This is a genomic window from Trueperella sp. LYQ143 (assembly GCF_046599595.1).
In the GTDB taxonomy this organism is placed as follows: domain Bacteria; phylum Actinomycetota; class Actinomycetes; order Actinomycetales; family Actinomycetaceae; genus Trueperella.
In genome coordinates this window covers 62,710-82,119 of the sequence record NZ_JBKIWR010000003.1, presented here as the reverse complement: position 1 = coordinate 82,119, position 19,410 = coordinate 62,710, and the positions used below count along the sequence as shown (strand labels likewise).

Genomic DNA, 19,410 nt, shown 5'->3' with positions numbered 1-19,410 from the left:
CACTAAGATGGGAGAGTCCTTTACTGCTACGACAGAAACAATGAGGTTATGAAACGAGCACGTTCATTGCTATCTGTAATCACGGCCGGCGCACTTGCTTTTGGTACGCTCTATTCAGGGCTAGTCGGCAGTGCTGCGCCAGCACATGCAGATGATTCAGCTTCCACGTCACAGATTTTGCCCACGCCGCAATCTGTGGCTGCGTCAGCGACTCCGGTTGCATTATCGGGAACAGTGGCGGTCACGGGTACCGGCATGGCAGACGCAGCAACCGCAGAAAGTATCCAGGAGCTCGTTCGTGCTGCAGGAGGCACGATCGCAACTGATGATGCTGCTGCACAAGTTATTATTGGCACTCTTGGTGATCCTGCCGTCGCCGACGCTCTGAAAAAGGCTAATGTTGAGAACTCCTCAGCTTTGGTCGCAAATGGGTACGTGTTAACCACAGCGCTCATTGACGGCGTTCCCACGGTGATCATTGAAGGAAAAGATGCTGCCGGAACATACTACGGAACTCAAACCGCGCGGCAGATGCTCAATGGAGGCTCGCTGACGGGTACCGTCCGTGATTGGCCGTCAATGCCGATCCGTGGTGTCATTGAAGGCTTCTATGGGCAGCCGTGGTCGCATCAAGCTCGGCTAGATATGTTGGAGTTCTCGGCAAAGCACAAGATGAACACCTATATCTACACGCCGAAAGATGATCGCTACCTGCGTGCCCAATGGCGCGCGCCCTACCCAGACGCAGAGCTAGCAAAGATTCGCGAACTGGTCGATCAGGCCAACCGCTATCACTTAGATTTCGTCTTTGCGATCTCTCCGGGTAACGATATTTGCTATTCGAAGCAAGAAGATTACACGGCGACGATCAATAAGTTTGAGCAACTGCGTAGCATTGGTGTGCATTCTTTCTATGTGGCGCTTGACGATATTAGCCCGTACCTGAAGTGCCAGGAAGATTTCGCGGCTTTCCCCTCACGCGGTCCGTGGACCCAGTTAGCAGATGCGCAGAGCTACTACTTGAACAAGATCCAGAAGGAGTGGATTGTTCCGAATAAGCTCAATCCGCTGATGATGGTTCCAACTAACTACAATGGTTCCGCACGTGATCCATTTAAGACGGCACAAGGTGAACGTCTTGATAAAGACATCCGGATGCAGTGGACGGGTGAAGGTGTGTTCTCCAAGGAAGTAACTCGATCTTCCGTTGATAGCGCTCTCGTCACCTACAACACGCATCACATGTTTATTTGGGATAACTTCCCCGTCAACGATGGCGATCGTAACCGACTATTCCTCCAGCCACTGTTTGGGCGAGATCAAACCCTGCATGAGGTGTTGGACGGATTCACCTCAAATCCAATGATCCAGCCCTATGCCTCCTGGATTGCACTCCAAGGTTTTGCTGATTACACCTGGAATACGCCAGGATTCAAAGCGGATTCCTCACAAGAAGCGATTTTGCGCGAGCTGGCAGGCACAGATCCTAAGGTCCATGAGACCCTCGATGCTTTTGTGGATCTAAACCAGTACTGGGAATCCCATGATCCAGATTCCAAGCGAGCACCGAAGCTCAGCGTTGATCTAGCTGAGTATGAAAAGCATTTGGGTACTGACGGGGTGATCTCGAATACCGCCTCCTTGACCACTGCCAAGCAGCAACTGGCCAAGCGCCTTGAGGTTATCCGTCAGGCTCCGGAAACGCTGAAGAAGATGGCTGTTCCGGGATTCTATAACGACGCTGAACCGTGGATTCGTGCGGCTGCCGAATGGGCAGAGGCCTCGTTGAAGGCATTGGATGTGCGGGAAGCGGCGCAGTGTACGGATATGAAGGCTGCGGCCGAGGCGTATGCGAGTATGCGCCAGCACGTTAACACCGCTCGTCAACCAGCAGTTGATGACATGGATTCAAACTTCGTTTTGAAAGAAAAGTCGATTATCCCTAAGGTTGGCGACGGCAAGTTTGATGAGATGGTCGATGGAGCGAAGAGCTCTCTGGAGAAACTCCTCGATTTGAAGGCTGTTGATCTTGGCGCTGCCCCAACAGTTAAGAGTGATTTCGGACATTACGATAAATATGTGCCAGAGAATATGCTCGATGGCAATACTGAGACAATGTACTGGTCCAATGCGAGCCCCGATGTTGGTCAGGGTGTCCAGGTTGATTTGCAGGCAACGAAGTCGGTTTCCGCCATTGTGTTGCACCAAGGGAAATCCGATACGGATACCGGCGGCGACGTGGTGACCTCTATGAAGGTTAAATCCTCCATTGACGGTCAGAAGTGGGATGAAATCGGAACGTACAACGATCTGGCAAAGGTAGAAATTAAGCTCGATCAGCCGAAGGAGATGCGTTACGTGCGTTTTGAATCGGCCGTCAAGTCTAATAAGTGGTGGCAGATCCGGGAAATCATTTTCGCTATCTCTGGTGGAATGCCGATGACAACGGATCTTCCGCTGCAGGTGGGCGCTGAAGCGCCGATGGCTTTTGACGCAAACCTCAATACGGCGATGCTTGCTACCGGAGTACCTGAGAAGGGTGGTCATCTTACTTACACGCCGACGTCTGCCCAGGATGCAAAAGCTGCCGTGCTACTAGGTACGGCAAAGGGCAAGGCGCAGATTAAGCAGGGTAGTGGGGAATGGACGGACCTCGGTACCGTCTCCGCGGATAGCCCGTTCTTTGCATGGCCAATCACGGGTGGAAATGTTACCGGGCTGCGCCTGTTGGTAGATCCGGATTCACCAGCCCCGTCTATCACGGAATTTGGTTTACGTTCCGAGGCTTTGCCGCAGGCGAAGTGTGCTCCTATTTCGGTAGCACCCGTACAGCCAGAGCCTCCGAGCTACGCACCAAAGATCACTGGCCCGTCGGATCCGGTTGCAGTTAAGACCCCCGTTACTATTACGGGAACTGGTTTTGCTGCAGACGAGGACATCGACTTTGTCATTATGATTCCGCGGGCCAATGATGCGAGCGGAGCTACTGATCCATTCCCGATCGGCAAGTGGCCAGCAGATGAGAAGGGCGACGTAACCTTTACCTTCACGGTTCCTGGCGATTTGGCTCCTGGCACGTACACGATTCAGGCACTGGGGACGACGTCAAAGGCTCCTGCGACAACGCAGTTGACGGTTAAAGGAGCAGATGTTGTTCCACCGGCACCGACGATTAATCCCAGCTTGGATGTGCCCGCACAGGCGTCACCTGGGCAGGCCATCGCGGTTTCCGGTAGCGGATTCGCCCCGAATCAGCAGCTTGTATTGCGCCTGACGCCGATGACGAATCCGGATAATTCGGCACAGCCGGCGAAACCGGCCTTCTCTCAGACCCTTACAGCTTCTGCAGACGGTACGTTCCGAGTGAACCTTCCGTTGGACGCTGCTTTGGCGTTGGGGCTATACCGTGTAGAGGTAACGGGAACATCCCCAGATGTTGTGGTTGCTAAGCCGCTGAAGCTGGTTGCCCCTGAGGCAAAGCCCGCACCTGGGCTATCACACACTGGCGCGAGCGTTTTGTTCGTTGCGATCTTCGCAGCGATGTTGATCGCAGGGGGAGCAGTCCTCACGTTGCGCGCTAGCCGTCAGAAGTAATACGCAAGCTAATTTTGCTTGATGTGGTGGGGAAAGGTTTTCTTTCCCCACCACATGTATATATGCGCCCAATACGTGGCTTATACTGCCTCGCTCTTTGCGACGCCGATACGCTAGCCAACTCGGTATATCGACGTATTGATTGCGTTAGAGGCGGTTGCTGCTGATGCTATGTATCAGAAGATTGCGTATGTTCGGTAACGGCTTGACCAGGGCAGAATTACTGCACCCCAATAGCAGCGCGCACAAGAGCTCACTGAGCTCCAGAGAAAGCTACTCGGGGCCGCTTGCGACCCGCGCACAAGAACCCGTACTGCAAGCCCACGGGCGTATAGGTAATGCGTTGAGAATGGAAAGAAGATCTTTATAAACAGCAGCGGCACGAGATGGCATGCCGTTGGGTGAGGCCTCGGGAATCTTTTCATTTTAGATCTCTTTTACCCCCCCTCACTTCTAAAACAGAAAGCCCTGAACCACTTTTCCTAGTGATTCAGGGCTTTTCGTCGGGCTAGCGGGATTTGAACCCACGACCCCTTGACCCCCAGTCAAGTGCGCTACCAAACTGCGCTATAGCCCGTACGACGCCTCTCATCTTATCTGACGTCGGGCGTGTAACCAAAATGTAATTCCTATCGGCAATGTGACATCACATTAGTTTTGCATCATCGAAATATGCGCGATTAAATGGGGAGGTGAATGATAATCTTTCCCGTCTTGAGGCTCAACAGCGCGCTCAACACGTCAACATCCACGAGTATTTCATTGATCTGGACGTGCGAGATGCGGTCCTGGATACCCCGTATTTTGACGTTCTTTCCCGTATTAATCTGCATTGTGATACGGCATGTGATACCTTTCTCGATTTCGTCGGTCATGAGGTAAGCGCGGTTGCCATTGACGGCATACCGCAGCCGATCGTTTTTGACGGGGCGCGTATCGCCGTACAGTTACCTAGCGGGGATCATTCCGTATCCGTGCGAGCACGTGGGGTGTATTCCACAAGTGGGGAAGGCCTACATCGCTTCACGGATCCAGAAGATAACGAGACGTATCTTTACAGCCAATTCGAGCCTGCCGATGCTCGTCGGGTATTTCCTAATATTGAGCAACCCGATATGAAGGCCCAGTTCACTATCAGCATTGCAGCTCCGGCACATTGGATCGCGTTATCCAATCGCAGCGCTATTCACGTCGAATCCTGTGAGGCTAATAGCGCCGGAATGGCCTGTCAGCGTCATTCGTTCGCCCAGACGAAGCGGATGTCTACCTATCTCACGGCCTTCATTGCTGGTCCATATCATCGTTTCACTGACCAGGTAGATGTTGATGGGCAACAGATTGATCTAGGGTTCTATTGCCGGAAAACCTTGGCACAATACTTCGATTTCGATGATATATCGACGGTGACGAAGCAAGGTCTGCGATTATTGCCGCACACCTTTGACTATCCCTATCCGTGGGGGAAGTACGATTCGGTTTTCGTTCCGGAGTACAACCTCGGAGCAATGGAGAATCCTGGCTGTGTGACCTTCTGTGAAGATTCGTATATCTTCCGCGGGGAGTCCACCCGTGCGCAACGCGCTGGACGAGCAAACACTATCCTGCACGAGATGAGCCACATGTGGTTTGGAGATTTAGTTACTCCGCAGTGGTGGGATGATCTGTGGTTGAAAGAGTCTTTTGCCGAATTTATGGGAGCGTGGGCCAGCGTTCAGGCCACTCAATACGTTGAAGCATGGGAGAATTTTGCCGGTAGTCGGCTGATGTGGGCCTTGAAGAATGACCAGTACCCAACAACCCATCCTATTGTGGCTGATATTCCAGACTTAGAGGCTGCTGATCAAGCTTTTGATGGGATCACCTATGCAAAGGGCGCGGCTGTCTTGCGTCAACTTGTTGCCTGGGTTGGGGAAGAAGCCTTTTTCGCCGGTGCTCGTCAGCTTTTCCGGAAACACGAGTTTGCAAACGCCACCCTCGCTGATTTCCTTGACGCTTTATCGAGCGTATCCGGCAGAGACGTTCGCACCTGGGCGGCGCAGTGGTTGGAAACAGCAGGCGTCTCCACGGTTCAAATTGAACGGGAAGAATCTGGTGTGCGCCTGACTCAGATTGGTGATGACCCGCTCACTGCCACGCCGATTCGTCGTCCACACCGTCTGCGTCTTTCCCGATGGACTCGTTGCACTGGTGGCGAGGAGGGAGACTCGCGTAACCTGACGCGCCGTGGGAGTTGCGAGATTGAGCTGGTCGATAGCGTCGTTGTGCCGTGGGAGGAGTTAGGCGGTCGTGATTGTGAGTTGCTCTTAGCAAATGACGAATCCCTGTCGTATATCAAGATTGCTTTGGATCCGCAGTCTGTTGCGGCTGCTTTAGAATGTGAGCTGGATAATCCGCTGTCTCGTTCGGTGCTGAGTGGAACGTTGTGGAATATGGTGCGCGACGGGCGCCTCGATCCGAGCACCTATCTGAATTTTGTGCTGAATTCCGCGCCGGATACTCCGTCTGATCTCCTTAATACTCGCCTGAGTACTGCATTAAGTGCCTTGCGCTCGTTTACGGATTGCCAGGTTCGCACGCAGTTACTTGACGAGTTCTTCACTCGTGGCTGTGCTGTGCGTGAGGAGGCCACAGGTGATTCCCGACTGATTTGGACTCGGATATTAGCCCGTATTGGGGAGTCACTGCCGCATCGGGCTGAACAGTTACGCGCAATTCTCAGTTCAGTTACCGATGCTGACGTGCAGTGGAAGTATCTGACGGCGTTGGCGGCGATTGACGCAATAGACCAGGCAGAACTGGATGCGCAGTTGGCACGCACCGGAGCAGCCTGTGATGTCGTTGCACATCGTGAGGCTGTTGCGTCGTTGCCTGGGCATTGTGCTCACGCATTTGCTGAGATTCGTGGGGGAAAGCTTTCTAATGACCACGTTTCCGCTTTGATTGACGCTATGGTGAAGCCGTTGCGTTATGCGGAACGTTGTGCGGCAGTAGGCGATTATTTCGCTATGGTAAATCAGGTTTGGGCAGATCATTCTCAAGAGATTGCCGAGCGCATTATTTATGGCTTGTATCCCTTTAGTGACGATGTGCCGGGCGAGGAGAATGTGCAAGAGCGTGCGGCTAGGCAGTGGCTGAACTCAGTGGATGCGGCACCGGCTTTACGTAAGGTCATTCTGGATTGCCATGACGATCATCTGCGTATGTTGCGTGCTCAGCGGGCGTATCGAGCCACTGCCTAAGCACGTGTGGTAGTGCAGGCTTTGTCAATCCGTGAACAAAATGAGATCCGCCATGACACGAGCAGCGTCGTCGGATACAGTTAAAGGAACGAAGATACGAGGAGCATTCCAATGGCAGATTACGAGGTTCACCCGCACGGTCAAGATCCGACGTCAACCTCACGATTAACAGCCGTTAGTGCTGCTAGCGTTGATTATCAGCCAGCGCGTCATGGTCTTGATGCTGAAGATATTGCAACCATCAAAGCGTTGCCAGCAACGTCGGCGCTGTTGATTTCGGTTGCTGGTCCGAATATGGGTGCTCGTTTCTTGTTGAATGCCGATTCTACGACGGTTGGGCGGCATCCGAAGTCGGATATTTTCCTTGATGATGTGACCGTCTCGCGTAAACATGCGCTGTTGTTGCGTTCTGGTCAGGATTTCTTTGTACGAGATTCTGGTTCACTTAATGGCACATACGTCAATATGGAGCAGGTGGAAGAGGCAAAGCTGGAAGACGGAGACGAGGTTCGTATCGGTAAGTTCCAGCTAACGTTCTACTCAGCACCTAAGGTCAGCTAATGACGCCAGCATTTTCAGTTTCTGCTGCTCGTTCACCGCAGGGAGCTTTTTCTTGGCCGCATGAGGTTTCTCATGTGCCCACGTTGAAGATTGGTGAGCTTATTGCGCAATTGCAGGGGGAATTTCCGTTTTTGGCAGCCTCAAAGGTGCGGTATTTTGAGTCTCAAGGGCTGATTGAGCCGCATCGAACGGAATCAAACCAGCGGTTATTTTCTTCGGCAGATGTTGAGCGCTTGCGGTTTATTCTTATTGAGCAGCGGGATAGGTATGTGAGCTTGCCGCAGATCAAGGAGATGCTTCGGCAGTTGGATATGGGCTTGGTTGCTCGGGAGCATCCAGCTCGTATGAGAGCTGTTTCCAGTGGGGAAGTGGTGCGTCCAAGTCCGGGTGCTCGTTTGCATAAGGATGAATTAGCTTCGCTTACTGGCGCGTCACTAGCAGATATTGAGGAATATATCGCTATTGGTTTTCTGCAAACTGACGCTCGTGGGCGTTTGACTGCTCAAGCTGTTGATATCGTGCGCTATGCCATGATGTTAACTGAGCAGGGGATGGATTTGCGGAGTTTGCGGCAGGTTCGCACGGCCGCACATGCGCACGCTGTTAATGTCGTGCAACTATTGGCTACTGAGCGTGCTCGAAACACGCCGGTAGCACGCGAACGGGTTGCCAACGAATCTGCAGAATTCGCTGGAATGCTGTCACATCTGTATCGTGCATTACTTTTTGAAAATATTGACGTGGAGCTTCGCTAAGAACGCAATAGTTAAAGTTATACTTGAGACACGGCTATACGACACACTGAGCGAAACTCAACTTCGCAATGGCGCAATCCACGCAGGATAGGCGCACTGCGGAGACACACGAATGAAGGAGGGGACGTGAGCGACGCAGCAGCACGCAACGTTCATCCGCAACTTACGCAGGGGATGCTGTTTGGCGAACAAACTTCTCATCAGGATGCTGACTGCGGATACCGCGGTCCGGCGATTTGCCGCGCCTTGGGGATTACCTACCGCCAGCTAGATTACTGGGATCGTATTGGTTTAGTAGAACCGACGATCCGCTCAGCTCATGGATCTGGTTCGCAACGGCTATATTCTTTCCGCGATGTTCTCGTCCTAAAAGTCATTAAGCGCCTGTTGGATACTGGCATTTCACTACAGCAACTGCGTAAAGCTATTGCTCAGCTAGAGTCCTATGGGGTAGCAGATCTGGCGTCAATTACCTTGATGAGCGATGGCGCTTCTGTGTATTTGTGCACGTCAGACGATGAAGTTATTGATTTGATTAACGGCGGTCAAGGGGTTTTCGGCATCGCAGTTGGTCGAGTGTGGCGAGAAATTGAGTGTGAACTTTCGGAAATTCCCGCCGAACATGCCGAAAATAGCGCTATAGTAGATGAACTAGCGTTGCGCCGCCAAGCGCGACGTGACGCGATGTAATAAGAGTCCACGTGCGTGCTCCTCGCACATGCACGTGGAATAAGGGGTCGCCTTTGTGCGGCCCCGTCTTTTATTTCCGCGCTTTATGCTGGTCACGCCCCGCAGAGATAAATATGCCAATAAGAAAGCGCAAGTATGCGGTCAATCAGCAAGCGTCGTCGCTAGATGGATTCATCTGCGTCGCGATGGCTGGAGAGATTGCACCGGAGGATCGAATACCAGAGCACGTAGCTTACCTTTGGCAGTATTGCAGGTATATCTTGTCGGCTCGCTGTTGATGTTATCTGCGTTGATTGATGTAGATGTCTTACGTGATGGATGTCAATACTGTTGGCAATGCGACTAAAGCTGACGGTTGGATCTGAGAGTGAATTAGTCGTAAAAAATACGGCTCGCTCATATACGTCACGAGCATACGAGTTGGCGCATGGGAGCAAGGATATGTTCAATGCGGCGCCGGCATGCATTTGTCGTCGGGTAACGTTTTCGGATTCGTTCATGTTCGTACAAGGCATGAAATGTGGCAAAGCAGTAAGTTTTAGGTCTGCTTCCGTCTGTATACGGTCTGCAGGGTAGCGGTGGCGGGTTAATAATCTCTGAGTTGATAACTACATAAAAGCACCCGTTCCGGGTTTCTCGTTTTCCCACTGCTAATTTGTCATAATGTGCATTATCGGATCTTTAGATATGTTGACAGAATCTATATAGGCCTATCTTTCCTTAGAATTTAGCCATTAACGCCCCTGTGAAACCGACGTTTGTGCCGAGCAATATAATTTATGTGTATTGATTTAGGAGGAACACATGGCAGAACGCTCACTGCGCGGAATGCGCATCGGCGCACACTCACTCGAATCAGATATTGGCGTCTCCTTCGTCGCACGACGCCAGGAAGCCTACACCTGCTCAAATAACCACACCTTTAACGTCACTTTCGCTTCAGAAGCGGAAGCACCACAGACCTGGGAATGTAAATGCGGAGCGCCTGCCGAGCTCGTCGGCTCAGCAACCGACGATGACGCAAAACCAGCAAAACCACAGCGCACACACTGGGATATGCTCCTGGAGCGTCGCTCTGAAGAAGAATTAAAGGTATTGCTCGAAGAACGCCTAGCGTTGCTACGTGCAGGCAAACTACATACGCGCCGGCACAGTTAACCGCGTAGATCCTGCCGCCAGCGCGCAATGAGATGTAATCGGTAGTCAATGTGGGGTGTGTGATTGGTACAATATTATACCAATCACACACCCCACAACTACACCTAGCTCTTGCCGAGAGCACCCTGCAAACAGCAATTACCCTCAACGGGCAAGCTACACGCAGATTTGCCACGCCACCTTCCTCACTGCAGAGCTATCGAGAAGTAATCCGGCGACGTAGCTGCGACCAGCGCCTGCGCACTCCCAGAGAGGTTGCGTGCACGAAGGCCTCGCCAATAATGCGCGACGACATCTTCGATACCCCTAAGGTTCGATTCGTGAAAGAAATCGGGACTTCGACAATACGAGCTGCTAGTTGTTCAGCTCGATACGTCATATCAACCTGAAAGAAATATCCATGCACGGATACGTCATTAAAATCTATCCGACGCAGCAAATCCGTGCGATAGACACGAAATCCTGCCGTCACATCACTAACGGGCAAGCCGGTAAGTGCTCGCACATACCTATTTCCAGCACGAGAGAGTACCTGGCGATACTTTGGCCAGTTCACCACTTCCCCACCGGCAACCCACCGAGATCCAATCACCAATTCAGGACTATCCGGCGCCACAGCGCGTTGCAATAATGCAGGCAACTGCTCCGGCTGGTGCGATCCGTCGGCGTCCATCTGACAGGCAAAATCATATCCTCGGGCTATCGCCCAACGAAAACCAGCAAAATACGCATCTGCCAATCCAGTTTTCTGTTCGCGATGTAGCACAAAAACCGCAGCATTTGCGTCTGCACACTGCTGTGCATACTGCCCGGTACCATCCGGAGAGGCATCGTCGATGATCAAAATATCGCACTGTGGAACGGCCCGTCGCGTGCGCTGCAGAATATCAGGCAAACTCTCCCGCTCATTGTACGTCGGGATACAAATGAGAATACGAGTCATATCAGCGCTTTGCCTTTCGTTGCACCCGAAGCTCAAGTAAGGCAGCTACACTCACGCCAAGAGAAGCTGAGGCTCCGAGAATCCACACCACCCACCACCGCTGGAGGTACGTCTGGGTCGCTGGCGTCAACTGAGTATGGCGAGCCACCTGAATAACACGAGCATCAACACTGAGCGGCGCAGTGCGATACTGTGTTACTGATCGCGAATTACTCGCCCCGGAAACCCCGGATGTCGATACTTGAATCGCCGTCCGTCCATGCTCTCGGGCTCGAAAACGAGTGATGTCGAACTGCTGATTCCCAAGCTCACTCTTCCCAAATGACGCATTATTCGTCGGCACAACAATGAGCTCAGCACCGGCTTTAACTGCCCGAGCAACAATCTCCTCATCTGCGATTTCAAAACAGATCGGCACTGCCAGGCGAATCGTGCCATGTACCAAAGGAACATCCAGAACGGCTATCCCATCACCGGGCAACATATCCTTGCTAATACGGTCAACTGCCGGGGCAAATGAACGTATCTGCGTTCGCAGTGGAACATATTCCCCAAATGGGACGGGATGTTGTTTGCGATAATACGCTATCGGACCGCGATGCGGGACAATAACCAGCACATCGTTATACCGCCCATCAGGTTCATAACGTTGCGTCCCCATCACCAACGGGACGCCAATATCATTGACCAGGTTCATCACCTGTGGACCCAGCTCCGGATCAACACGAATGTCTCGATCAGACGAGGATTCCGGCCATAACACCAGATCCGGTTTCGTTGATAACCTCGAAAATAACTGACGGGTTTGGGCAATGTGATTTTCCGTGACAATACGCGCCTTATCTGGTGTCGAATCGTCAGGAACCCCGCCTTGAATAACGGCAACAGATATTGTGGCGCCGACCGGGCGCACTCCACCTGGAATAATAGCTGGCACGACGATAAACACCCCGGCCAGCCCCACCGCACAACTGCTCGCTAAATACGAACGACTAATCCCCTCAACAGCGATAACCGCAGCCATAACACAGACGAAGGCAATAAGGGCAGTTGAGCCATACGGCGCTAGCGAAGCCATCGGAGAATCAACCAGAGCAAATCCCAGTCTGCCCCACGGCATCCCGCCAAGAGGCCAACAACAACGTAGCTGCTCTATTGCCGTCCAGATAGCCGCTGCACATCCTGCGCGCACGGCGATGCGGTATGGGCGCGGCACATTAGGCGCGACGCGCGAGGATAAGGCCCACAACGCCGCACATAGCGAGATATAGCAGGATTCAACGCCAGCTAATGCCACAAGCGCTATCGGCGTTTGCGCCGCGACTGCTGCCCAAGAAAACAATGGCATAAAGTAGCACAGCCCGGTCAACATGCCCAGGCACGCTGCTCGCCCAACCCGTTGACCGCGCACCGCCCACCATAAAAACATGAGGGCCGGAACAATCAAGGCCCACCATCGCAACGGAGTATTGGCAGCATATAGCCCACAACCGGCAAGGATGGCGAGCACGATTCTCATATAGGCCATCTTAGTACCTGCTGTATGCTGTGCCGAAAATACGAAAACTCTATAGATGTGAAAAACGCAGGCACATATAGGATCCCTCGGACCGATATATCACTCGTTTTCTATCGGATCTCACTGTGCCTGCGTCCAACACCTCTCATAGGGTACGCACAGCACGAGTATGCGGGCAAGCGGACTTTAAGACCGTGCCCAGAATCACCAGACCACCTGCACAAACAGTAGAGAAAACTGAAAAGATGTTGGCGTGTCGTATTTCTGGGTGTGTTTCCATAAATATCACAGACCGCCAATTTCGCTTCCCATACGACAACTACACATCCCTCTTTGCGCACACGCAACACTGATATGCCAGAGACTCTTACAGCCACGTCCATTTAGTGATTGCCAGCCGCGCCTGATGAGCTGTAGACGTCAGATACTCGCTTGCTTCAACCATCTCAACCTGCCCCAACAGATCAATAAGCCGTCGATTAGCAGAAATAAAATCACCGACAACAAAATTTCCAGCACGCAGCACATGCTCCAACTGCGCCCCCTCTGCCCAGGCACAAAACGCATCCATTGCGCCGGTAAACAGCTCTGGAGTACGAGTAATCCCCTGTTGTGCTTCAATAGCAGTCAGATACTCCTGATCGCGTTCAATAGCGCGCCATGCCCGTCGTAACGCAGGGCGCGTCGGCATCCCGGAACCCAAACGCCGATCCGCAAGAAAAACAGACATCACGCCCGCAAACTCTGCAGGGGTCAGATCACGCAACTGCGCCTGCGCCAACGAAAGGCAGATCAATAAATCTGCTTCCGAATGAACTCCCCGCAATAGCTGCGCTCCCCCAGCTAATTTCACTCGCCCAATGCGAGGTGCAATATCTGTAAAATCCGCTGTATCTTTCGGAATACCCTGAATATAGCCCAGATACCCCAACACTCGAACTGTGGCATCGAACTCTTTCGCCACTGAATCGTCAAAGGATTCGGACTGTTCCTCAAGGTGAGCAAGCTGCCGATGTAACGTCACCCATTGTGCCGCATATTCAATATGATCTGCTCGATGTGGGCATTGATGTACCGGATGGTTATGAACAGCCGGATCACAAACATCCGCAAAACGATCCCACGACATCTCAAGATCAGCATCAGCGCCCCACTCAAAACGATCCCGAACAAGGCGATCAATCCGCGAGGCAATATCCCGACGAACCTCCCGATCTTTGACCGAAATACCGAAAGGTAAATCAATATCAGCAACTTCGCGCAATGCCGAAGAAAGATCGTCAAAGTACAGCCAACGCAATGCCCCCGATACATCAATAATTCGCAGCCGTTTACTACCAACTGATAACACCACTGCGTAATCTAGCTCGCCGTGGCACGCAAAAGCATATACCCGACCAGTGCGAACACCGTTCCACGATTCAATAATCCGAAGCCGGTACGCTTCTTTTGCTCGACGACGCGCCGATTTGCTGGCGCGCCCGCCACGTTCGCGGGCGCGAATGTAATCGAGAACATCGCCGTACTCGCACATATCCTGCAAGGATTCCTCTAGCTGTGCAAGCCGTGCGCGCAGTCGGGCAATTCGCCCACGCATCTGCCCAAGATCAGCATTGCGCTGAAACTGTGCAAAGGAAGTCCCCATAATAGCTCGCGCCTGGGCGTAGTCATGGTAGGCCAAAAGATTAACAACCGAATTATATGAAGGGAAAAATGCGGAAAGGAGCGGATCTACTCGACCAGAACCCAAATCAGCCAGATAATCGACATCAAGATCAGAACTATGCATAACAACTGCATGCCCCACCTGATCTCGCCCACGACGACCAGCACGCCCGATGAGCTGGGTATATTCAGTTGCTGACAGATCAACAAAATCAGCGCCATTCCATCGCTTCGTCTCTTCTAAAACAACAGTGCGCACCGGCATATCAATACCTAATGCCAAAGTGCCCGTCGCATAGACCAGCTTCAGCAAGCCAGCTTCCATGAGATCCTCAGCCAGCTCCTTCAATGGCGGAAAAATACCCGCATGATGAGCGCAATATCCACGCCGCATGGCCTGTGCCCAATACTCAAAACGAACCGTCCGTCGATCCTCTGCGGTTAATGCAGCTCGCAATGTACTAAGCCGCTGCCCGATCTGTTTCTGCTGAGCCGAAGTAGTTAACGTTATATCTGCCTCCAGGAGGTCACTGACCGCCCGATCACAACCTTTACGCGAAAAAATGAACTCAATTGCCGGCAACAGATCATGCCGCCCCAATATATCGAGTATGCGTTTACGGCGAGAAAAGCCAATACGCCCCGATCTGCGCTCCGACATACGTTCATCGGCCCGCCGTAAAGCCGCAGATACCTCCCCCGACGAACCATACAGCGGCAATAATTTATGACCAACCGCCACATGCTGTTGCAAAGGAACCGGACGCACCTGAGAGACGATCACCTCAACCTCGCCGCGAACCGAGGTCAACCAGCGGCTAAACTCCTCCACATTCGCAATCGTCGCTGACAGCGAAACCAGGCGCACCTGAGCCGGCAATTGCAAAATGATTTCTTCCCATACCGGCCCCCGAAACGGATCTGCAAGATAATGAACCTCATCCAGGACGACGTATCCCACATCCGAAATCATGTCGTCATGAACAAACAACATATTGCGCAAGACTTCCGTGGTGACCACAAGAATCGGCGCGTGGCGTCGGATCGTCTGATCTCCGGTCAATAAGCCGACGTGTTCCGCTCCGATACGCGAACACAGATCCCGAAATTTCTGATTAGATAGCGCCTTGATAGGTGCAGTGTAAATACACCGCTGCTCCCGCGCTAAGGCCAATTCCACCGCATATTCCGCGACCACTGTCTTGCCTGATCCCGTCGGGGCACATACCAGAACATCATGGCCAGCCTCTAAAGCCCTCATAGCCTGACGCTGAAAATCGTCAAGAATTATCCCCCGCTGGGCATAACGATCAATAAAAAAGCGGGCAATATGAGAATCAGTCATCAGATCGTCTCATCCTGGTTATCCTCAAAATATTGACAATAATCACGCGCATACTCGCCCAAGGCATCAGCCACATACGTCGGTTCAATACGAAGCAAATCTGGACCCAACTGAAGCGCCAATGAAAACAGCCAAGATAGCCGCGCCACAGGAAACGTTATCTGGATATTCTCCCCAACAAAACGGCAACGCGCATCCGCGATCTCCTCCGCCAACCAGCGCCCTGCCGACCTACACGTCAGCGTCACATCCACCCCACAAAACCGAGCAGCACGAGCAGAGCGATTCACCTCATTTCGCGTCTTTTCTGACACAACAATATCAGTGCATAGCTGCGCATGCGCTATCCGGTCAATACGATAATGGCGCACCGACCGAGAAATAGTTGCCTCCGTCGTGATCCTACGCGCCACCAGGTAAGCTCGCCGATCAAGAAGAATCTGAGTGGGAAGAATACGGATACGCTCCTGAACTGGCCGGTCAACCCTCGGAGTATCGCGGCTTTTAAGATAGACAATATCGAGCGCAAGCCGACGATTGATTGCCTCTAACACCGTATGCATAACAGGTGAACGATTCGCCAGCAACGGCATCATCCACAACACCTGCGCGTACCCCGCCCGCTCTAAAGCGTCAAGAAGAACATGGCGCACATGGATCAACTCGTCATACGCCGATGAATGTTCTGAAACAACCGACAACAACTGACCAATAACAGTCAGCACACATACCACATCAAACAACGAAAAATATGGCGCCAGATGAGACTCATCAGTCAATAAAACGACAGGTTCATCTAACTCGGATAACTGATAATCCAAGTCCACCAACGTTGAGTAGAAACCAGATTCTTCCTGACGTTCTAACGTAGCTAGCTGAGTCAAGGCGAGCTGCACATCCGCTATGCGCATCTGTAGCTCACGGGCAATCTCCCGAATTGACATATCCTTACGCGCCAACTTCGTCAATATGGCAATTTTACGAGCCAACTCAATATCACTCATCAAATCGCCCCACCCGCTGAGTAATGGCACGAATATGGATCATCCTGGCACGGAAATCGGCAACTAATGACGGCGGAGCACACAACACAGTATCTGCGCCATAAAATACGAGATCCTCATACAGCTCCCGACGATCAATGGCACAAAACCTACACACAAATCCCCCGCCTGCGGCTGGTCGCACCTCATCAGCCCGTTCCAACAGCGGAATATAGCGAAATGCTAACAGTGTTGCCGCCACTGGATCGAGTGCAGATTTTGAGGCAGAACCATCGCGATCTTCCACCGTCTGTGCTAATTCTTCGATCCCACCAACAATACGAGACATCTTATATACCCGTTGACCATCTTCCACGCTCGGCTCACACTGATAGCCCCGAAGGTAGAACGATCCTCGAATATTCCCAATCTGATACGGCTCAACAACATAAGAACGAACCTGACAGTGGCGCGTTGAGCAATATTGAAACCGGATCCGTTTGCGATGCTGGATTGCCGCGAGCACTGACGCAACTCCGGCATACCTCACGCTGGCAACATCTATCGCGTCAGAAAAATCGCCAGGATCGTCACCGTATCCCAATAACTTCGTAATACTTGCTCGCGAAGGCGCGGTATGCCAGGCGGCACTACGGCAGATATAGCGAATCGCACTGAGCGTGCCAATATGTGCTGAAGAAAGATCTATAGGGTTGCACTCCAGGAAAAACTTCCCATCATGAGAGGAAATAAGATAGCCGCTCTGGCGCAACTGGCGAATATCGTTGTATATCGTTGTCGAGTTCGCTTCGCGATAAACCGGCAGCCGCAGCAGATCCGCTATCGTCACCGACCCTGATTGTAAAGCGAGCAATAACGCCGGAAGCCGATCCCCTTTACGATACCCGACGTACTCCGGCTCCTCATCACCAATCGCATAACCGGATGAGGGTTCTGGCGTTGTGCTCATACTTGCCACCTTACTAAAGTGAAAACGTGATGATGTGGAAAAGCGCACGGGTAATACGAGTAGCGCAAGAGTGGGGTCAATGCCGTGTTTACGATCTGGTATGCGATGACGGCACACAGGTACGCGCAATTGGCTATGTTCCCCTGGTCGGGCGCGCCGATATTGGTGAGGAAGTCCTGATAACGAGTGCCACCCTGGCAAAAAATCTCGGTACGGGCGGATTCGCTATGATCGCGGCCATTCCACACGCGCTTCCGACGGACAATCATCGTATTGGACATATTGTTAAAGCTCGTTACACCCCTTTGCAATACACCGTTCTCAGCGTTGACGAGCCAGATTCCCCGCACTACCCCATCTTGTGCGATGCGGATTCCATTGACGCAATGCCCGTTATCTGTGCGGATCTACATTCTGCTTTGCCGGCAATCATCGCTGGCATCCGCTGTGCGGCACCCCAGGCTCGCATTGCCTACATTATGACCGATGGCGGGGCCTTGCCGGCATGGTTTTCCCACACCGCATGGCAACTGCGCGAAAATGGTCATATTATCGGCACTATTAGCTGTGGGCAGGCCTTCGGCGGAGAGCTGGAAGCCGTCTCCATCCATACCGCGTTACTGGCAGCTCGGCTAGTATGGCATGCCGATATTGCTATCGTTGCACAAGGTCCAGGCAATTTAGGAACCGATACCCGATGGGGATTTTCTGGGGTGGCAATCGGCGAAGCATTGAATGCAGTTTATGCTTTACACGGTCATCCTATTGCCTGTGTACGCGCCTCCAGCGCCGATAGCCGTCAGCGCCATTGGGGAATATCCCACCACACTATGCGTGTACTAAAAGACGTTGTTCGTGTACCAACCACAGTAGTTAACGTCGATCTTCCACACATGGATCCTGCGCTACATGCACGAATTACCGAACAATTTGTAGATTTAGCCAGCATTGCGCATCTGAGATTCGTCAGTATGCCTGGTGAGGATCTGACTGCCGCGCTGATAAATCCGCCCGCTCCCCTGCGCACTATGGGACGCGGATTCGCTGAAGACCCACTATCCTTCTACATGGCCGGAGCATCTGGGTACTATGCTGGGCAGCTCCTGCACAATGCGGAACTACCCAGCTAGTCCCTAAATCCGACAAGTCACAATCGGAGTCACTAAAATACCGCGCGCGCCATGCGCATATAGCTCATCCATGACGTGATTGACTGCAGCGCGTTCCACCATCGTTCGCACTGCCACCCAGTTATCGTCATGCAATGGTGCAATAGTCGGAGAATGATAACCAGGAGTGACGCTGATAGCTGCGTCCAGATTATCCTTCCTGACGTCGTAATCAACCAACACATAGTTTCGCGCTGTTATCACACCGGCCAACCGACCATCCAATACCCGCAGCTCATCACTAATTTGCGCGTCTGCTCGACGGATTAAAATGGCCTCAGATTCCAAAAGTGCCTCTCCGAATACCTCCATACCAGCCGCATGTAAGGTCGTTCCCGTCTCCACGACATCTGCAATCGCATCTGCAACGCCTAGGCGTACCGAGGATTCGACTGCACCATCGAGATGGACAACCTGGGCGGAAATCCCATGCTTGGCAAGGTACTTCGTAACCAAAGTGTCATAGGAGGTGGCAATTCGTTTCCCCGCAAGATCCGTCAACGTCATATTCTCGCCATGTGGCGCGGCAAAACGGAAGGTCGCGCGGGCAAAACCCAGAGGGCGATGCTCGTATGCCGAGGCGCCAGAATCAATTAACAGATCGCGTCCAGTGATTCCGACATCAACCGTCCCAGCTCCAACATAGACCGCAATATCACGTGGGCGAATATAGAAAAACTCCACGTCGTTATCCCGATCAACTAATACCAGTTCTCGGCTTTCTCGGCGCTGACGGTAGCCTGCCTCCCGCAACATCTGCGAGGCAGGCTCAGCCAAAGAGCCCTTATTTGGTACCGCGATACGTAACATCGGACTATC

13 protein-coding genes and 1 tRNA gene are annotated in these 19,410 nt (G+C 52.4%); 7 read left to right on the top strand and 7 right to left on the bottom strand.

Annotated features, from left to right (window positions below; genetic code table 11):
- Positions 1-48 precede the first annotated feature (48 nt).
- Positions 49-3,594, top strand: coding sequence for a beta-N-acetylglucosaminidase domain-containing protein (locus ACLHIL_RS02315; protein ID WP_411296332.1), 3,546 nt, complete (start codon positions 49-51; stop codon positions 3,592-3,594).
- Between the two features lie 503 nt (positions 3,595-4,097).
- On the opposite strand, the gene ACLHIL_RS02310 is transcribed toward ACLHIL_RS02315, so the two are convergent.
- Positions 4,098-4,171, bottom strand: a tRNA-Pro gene (locus ACLHIL_RS02310).
- 115 nt (positions 4,172-4,286) lie between these two features.
- On the opposite strand from ACLHIL_RS02310, the gene pepN reads away from it, so the two are divergent.
- From pepN to ACLHIL_RS02285, 5 genes are all read left to right on the top strand, one after another.
- On the top strand, positions 4,287-6,833 hold the full coding sequence (gene pepN, locus ACLHIL_RS02305; RefSeq protein WP_411296331.1) for an aminopeptidase N: 2,547 nt from the start codon (positions 4,287-4,289) through the stop codon (positions 6,831-6,833).
- 111 nt (positions 6,834-6,944) lie between these two features.
- Positions 6,945-7,394 (top strand): FHA domain-containing protein, encoded by a 450-nt coding sequence (locus ACLHIL_RS02300; RefSeq protein WP_411296330.1) that lies wholly within the window; start codon positions 6,945-6,947, stop codon positions 7,392-7,394.
- Positions 7,394-8,149, top strand: coding sequence for a MerR family transcriptional regulator (locus ACLHIL_RS02295; RefSeq protein ID WP_411296329.1), 756 nt, complete (start codon positions 7,394-7,396; stop codon positions 8,147-8,149). Before ACLHIL_RS02300 ends, ACLHIL_RS02295 begins: the two co-directional genes overlap by 1 nt.
- 174 nt (positions 8,150-8,323) lie before the next feature.
- Positions 8,324-8,839 carry a MerR family transcriptional regulator gene (locus tag ACLHIL_RS02290; RefSeq protein WP_411296360.1) on the top strand — a complete coding sequence of 172 codons (516 nt, stop codon included), beginning with the start codon at positions 8,324-8,326 and terminating at the stop codon, positions 8,837-8,839.
- An 804-nt stretch (positions 8,840-9,643) separates the two neighbouring features.
- Positions 9,644-9,997: an RNA polymerase-binding protein RbpA gene (locus ACLHIL_RS02285; protein ID WP_411296328.1), complete on the top strand. Its 354-nt coding sequence runs from the start codon at positions 9,644-9,646 to the stop codon at positions 9,995-9,997.
- Between the two features lie 196 nt (positions 9,998-10,193).
- On the opposite strand, the gene ACLHIL_RS02280 is transcribed toward ACLHIL_RS02285, so the two are convergent.
- The 5 genes from ACLHIL_RS02280 to ACLHIL_RS02260 form a co-directional block, all read right to left on the bottom strand.
- On the bottom strand, positions 10,194-10,940 hold the full coding sequence (locus tag ACLHIL_RS02280; RefSeq protein ID WP_411296327.1) for a polyprenol monophosphomannose synthase: 747 nt from the start codon (positions 10,938-10,940) through the stop codon (positions 10,194-10,196).
- 1 nt (position 10,941) lies between these two features.
- A complete protein-coding gene (gene lnt, locus ACLHIL_RS02275; protein ID WP_411296326.1) occupies positions 10,942-12,468 on the bottom strand; it encodes an apolipoprotein N-acyltransferase in 1,527 nt (508 codons plus the stop codon).
- A 358-nt stretch (positions 12,469-12,826) separates the two neighbouring features.
- Positions 12,827-15,469 carry a DEAD/DEAH box helicase gene (locus ACLHIL_RS02270; protein ID WP_411296325.1) on the bottom strand — a complete coding sequence of 881 codons (2,643 nt, stop codon included), beginning with the start codon at positions 15,467-15,469 and terminating at the stop codon, positions 12,827-12,829.
- Positions 15,469-16,473 (bottom strand): WYL domain-containing protein, encoded by a 1,005-nt coding sequence (locus ACLHIL_RS02265; RefSeq protein ID WP_411296324.1) that lies wholly within the window; start codon positions 16,471-16,473, stop codon positions 15,469-15,471. The genes ACLHIL_RS02270 and ACLHIL_RS02265 overlap by 1 nt, the downstream gene beginning before the upstream one ends.
- Positions 16,466-17,422 (bottom strand): helix-turn-helix transcriptional regulator, encoded by a 957-nt coding sequence (locus ACLHIL_RS02260; RefSeq protein ID WP_411296323.1) that lies wholly within the window; start codon positions 17,420-17,422, stop codon positions 16,466-16,468. Before ACLHIL_RS02260 ends, ACLHIL_RS02265 begins: the two co-directional genes overlap by 8 nt.
- 29 nt (positions 17,423-17,451) lie before the next feature.
- Here ACLHIL_RS02260 and ACLHIL_RS02255 point away from each other — a divergent pair, with 29 nt between their 5' ends.
- Positions 17,452-18,552, top strand: a complete 1,101-nt coding sequence (locus ACLHIL_RS02255; RefSeq protein WP_411296359.1) for a DUF3866 family protein — start codon at positions 17,452-17,454, stop codon at positions 18,550-18,552.
- Between the two features lie 3 nt (positions 18,553-18,555).
- Here ACLHIL_RS02255 and hisG read toward each other — a convergent pair whose 3' ends face one another.
- On the bottom strand, positions 18,556-19,401 hold the full coding sequence (gene hisG / locus ACLHIL_RS02250; protein ID WP_411296322.1) for an ATP phosphoribosyltransferase: 846 nt from the start codon (positions 19,399-19,401) through the stop codon (positions 18,556-18,558).
- Positions 19,402-19,410: the final 9 nt, after the last annotated feature.

Bases quoted from the DNA above. Each gene is read 5' to 3' on its own strand.
- ACLHIL_RS02315 (WP_411296332.1), top strand. From the start codon at position 49: ATGAAACGAGCACGTTCATTGCTATCTGTAATCACGGCCGGCGCACTT.
- ACLHIL_RS02300 (WP_411296330.1), top strand. From the start codon at position 6,945: ATGGCAGATTACGAGGTTCACCCGCACGGTCAAGATCCGACGTCAACC.
- ACLHIL_RS02295 (WP_411296329.1), top strand. From the start codon at position 7,394: ATGACGCCAGCATTTTCAGTTTCTGCTGCTCGTTCACCGCAGGGAGCT.
- ACLHIL_RS02290 (WP_411296360.1), top strand. From the start codon at position 8,324: ATGCTGTTTGGCGAACAAACTTCTCATCAGGATGCTGACTGCGGATAC.
- ACLHIL_RS02285 (WP_411296328.1), top strand. From the start codon at position 9,644: ATGGCAGAACGCTCACTGCGCGGAATGCGCATCGGCGCACACTCACTC.
- ACLHIL_RS02280 (WP_411296327.1), bottom strand. From the start codon at position 10,940: ATGACTCGTATTCTCATTTGTATCCCGACGTACAATGAGCGGGAGAGT.
- lnt (WP_411296326.1), bottom strand. From the start codon at position 12,468: ATGGCCTATATGAGAATCGTGCTCGCCATCCTTGCCGGTTGTGGGCTA.
- ACLHIL_RS02270 (WP_411296325.1), bottom strand. From the start codon at position 15,469: ATGACTGATTCTCATATTGCCCGCTTTTTTATTGATCGTTATGCCCAG.
- ACLHIL_RS02265 (WP_411296324.1), bottom strand. From the start codon at position 16,473: ATGAGTGATATTGAGTTGGCTCGTAAAATTGCCATATTGACGAAGTTG.
- ACLHIL_RS02260 (WP_411296323.1), bottom strand. From the start codon at position 17,422: ATGAGCACAACGCCAGAACCCTCATCCGGTTATGCGATTGGTGATGAG.
- ACLHIL_RS02255 (WP_411296359.1), top strand. From the start codon at position 17,452: ATGATGTGGAAAAGCGCACGGGTAATACGAGTAGCGCAAGAGTGGGGT.
- hisG (WP_411296322.1), bottom strand. From the start codon at position 19,401: ATGTTACGTATCGCGGTACCAAATAAGGGCTCTTTGGCTGAGCCTGCC.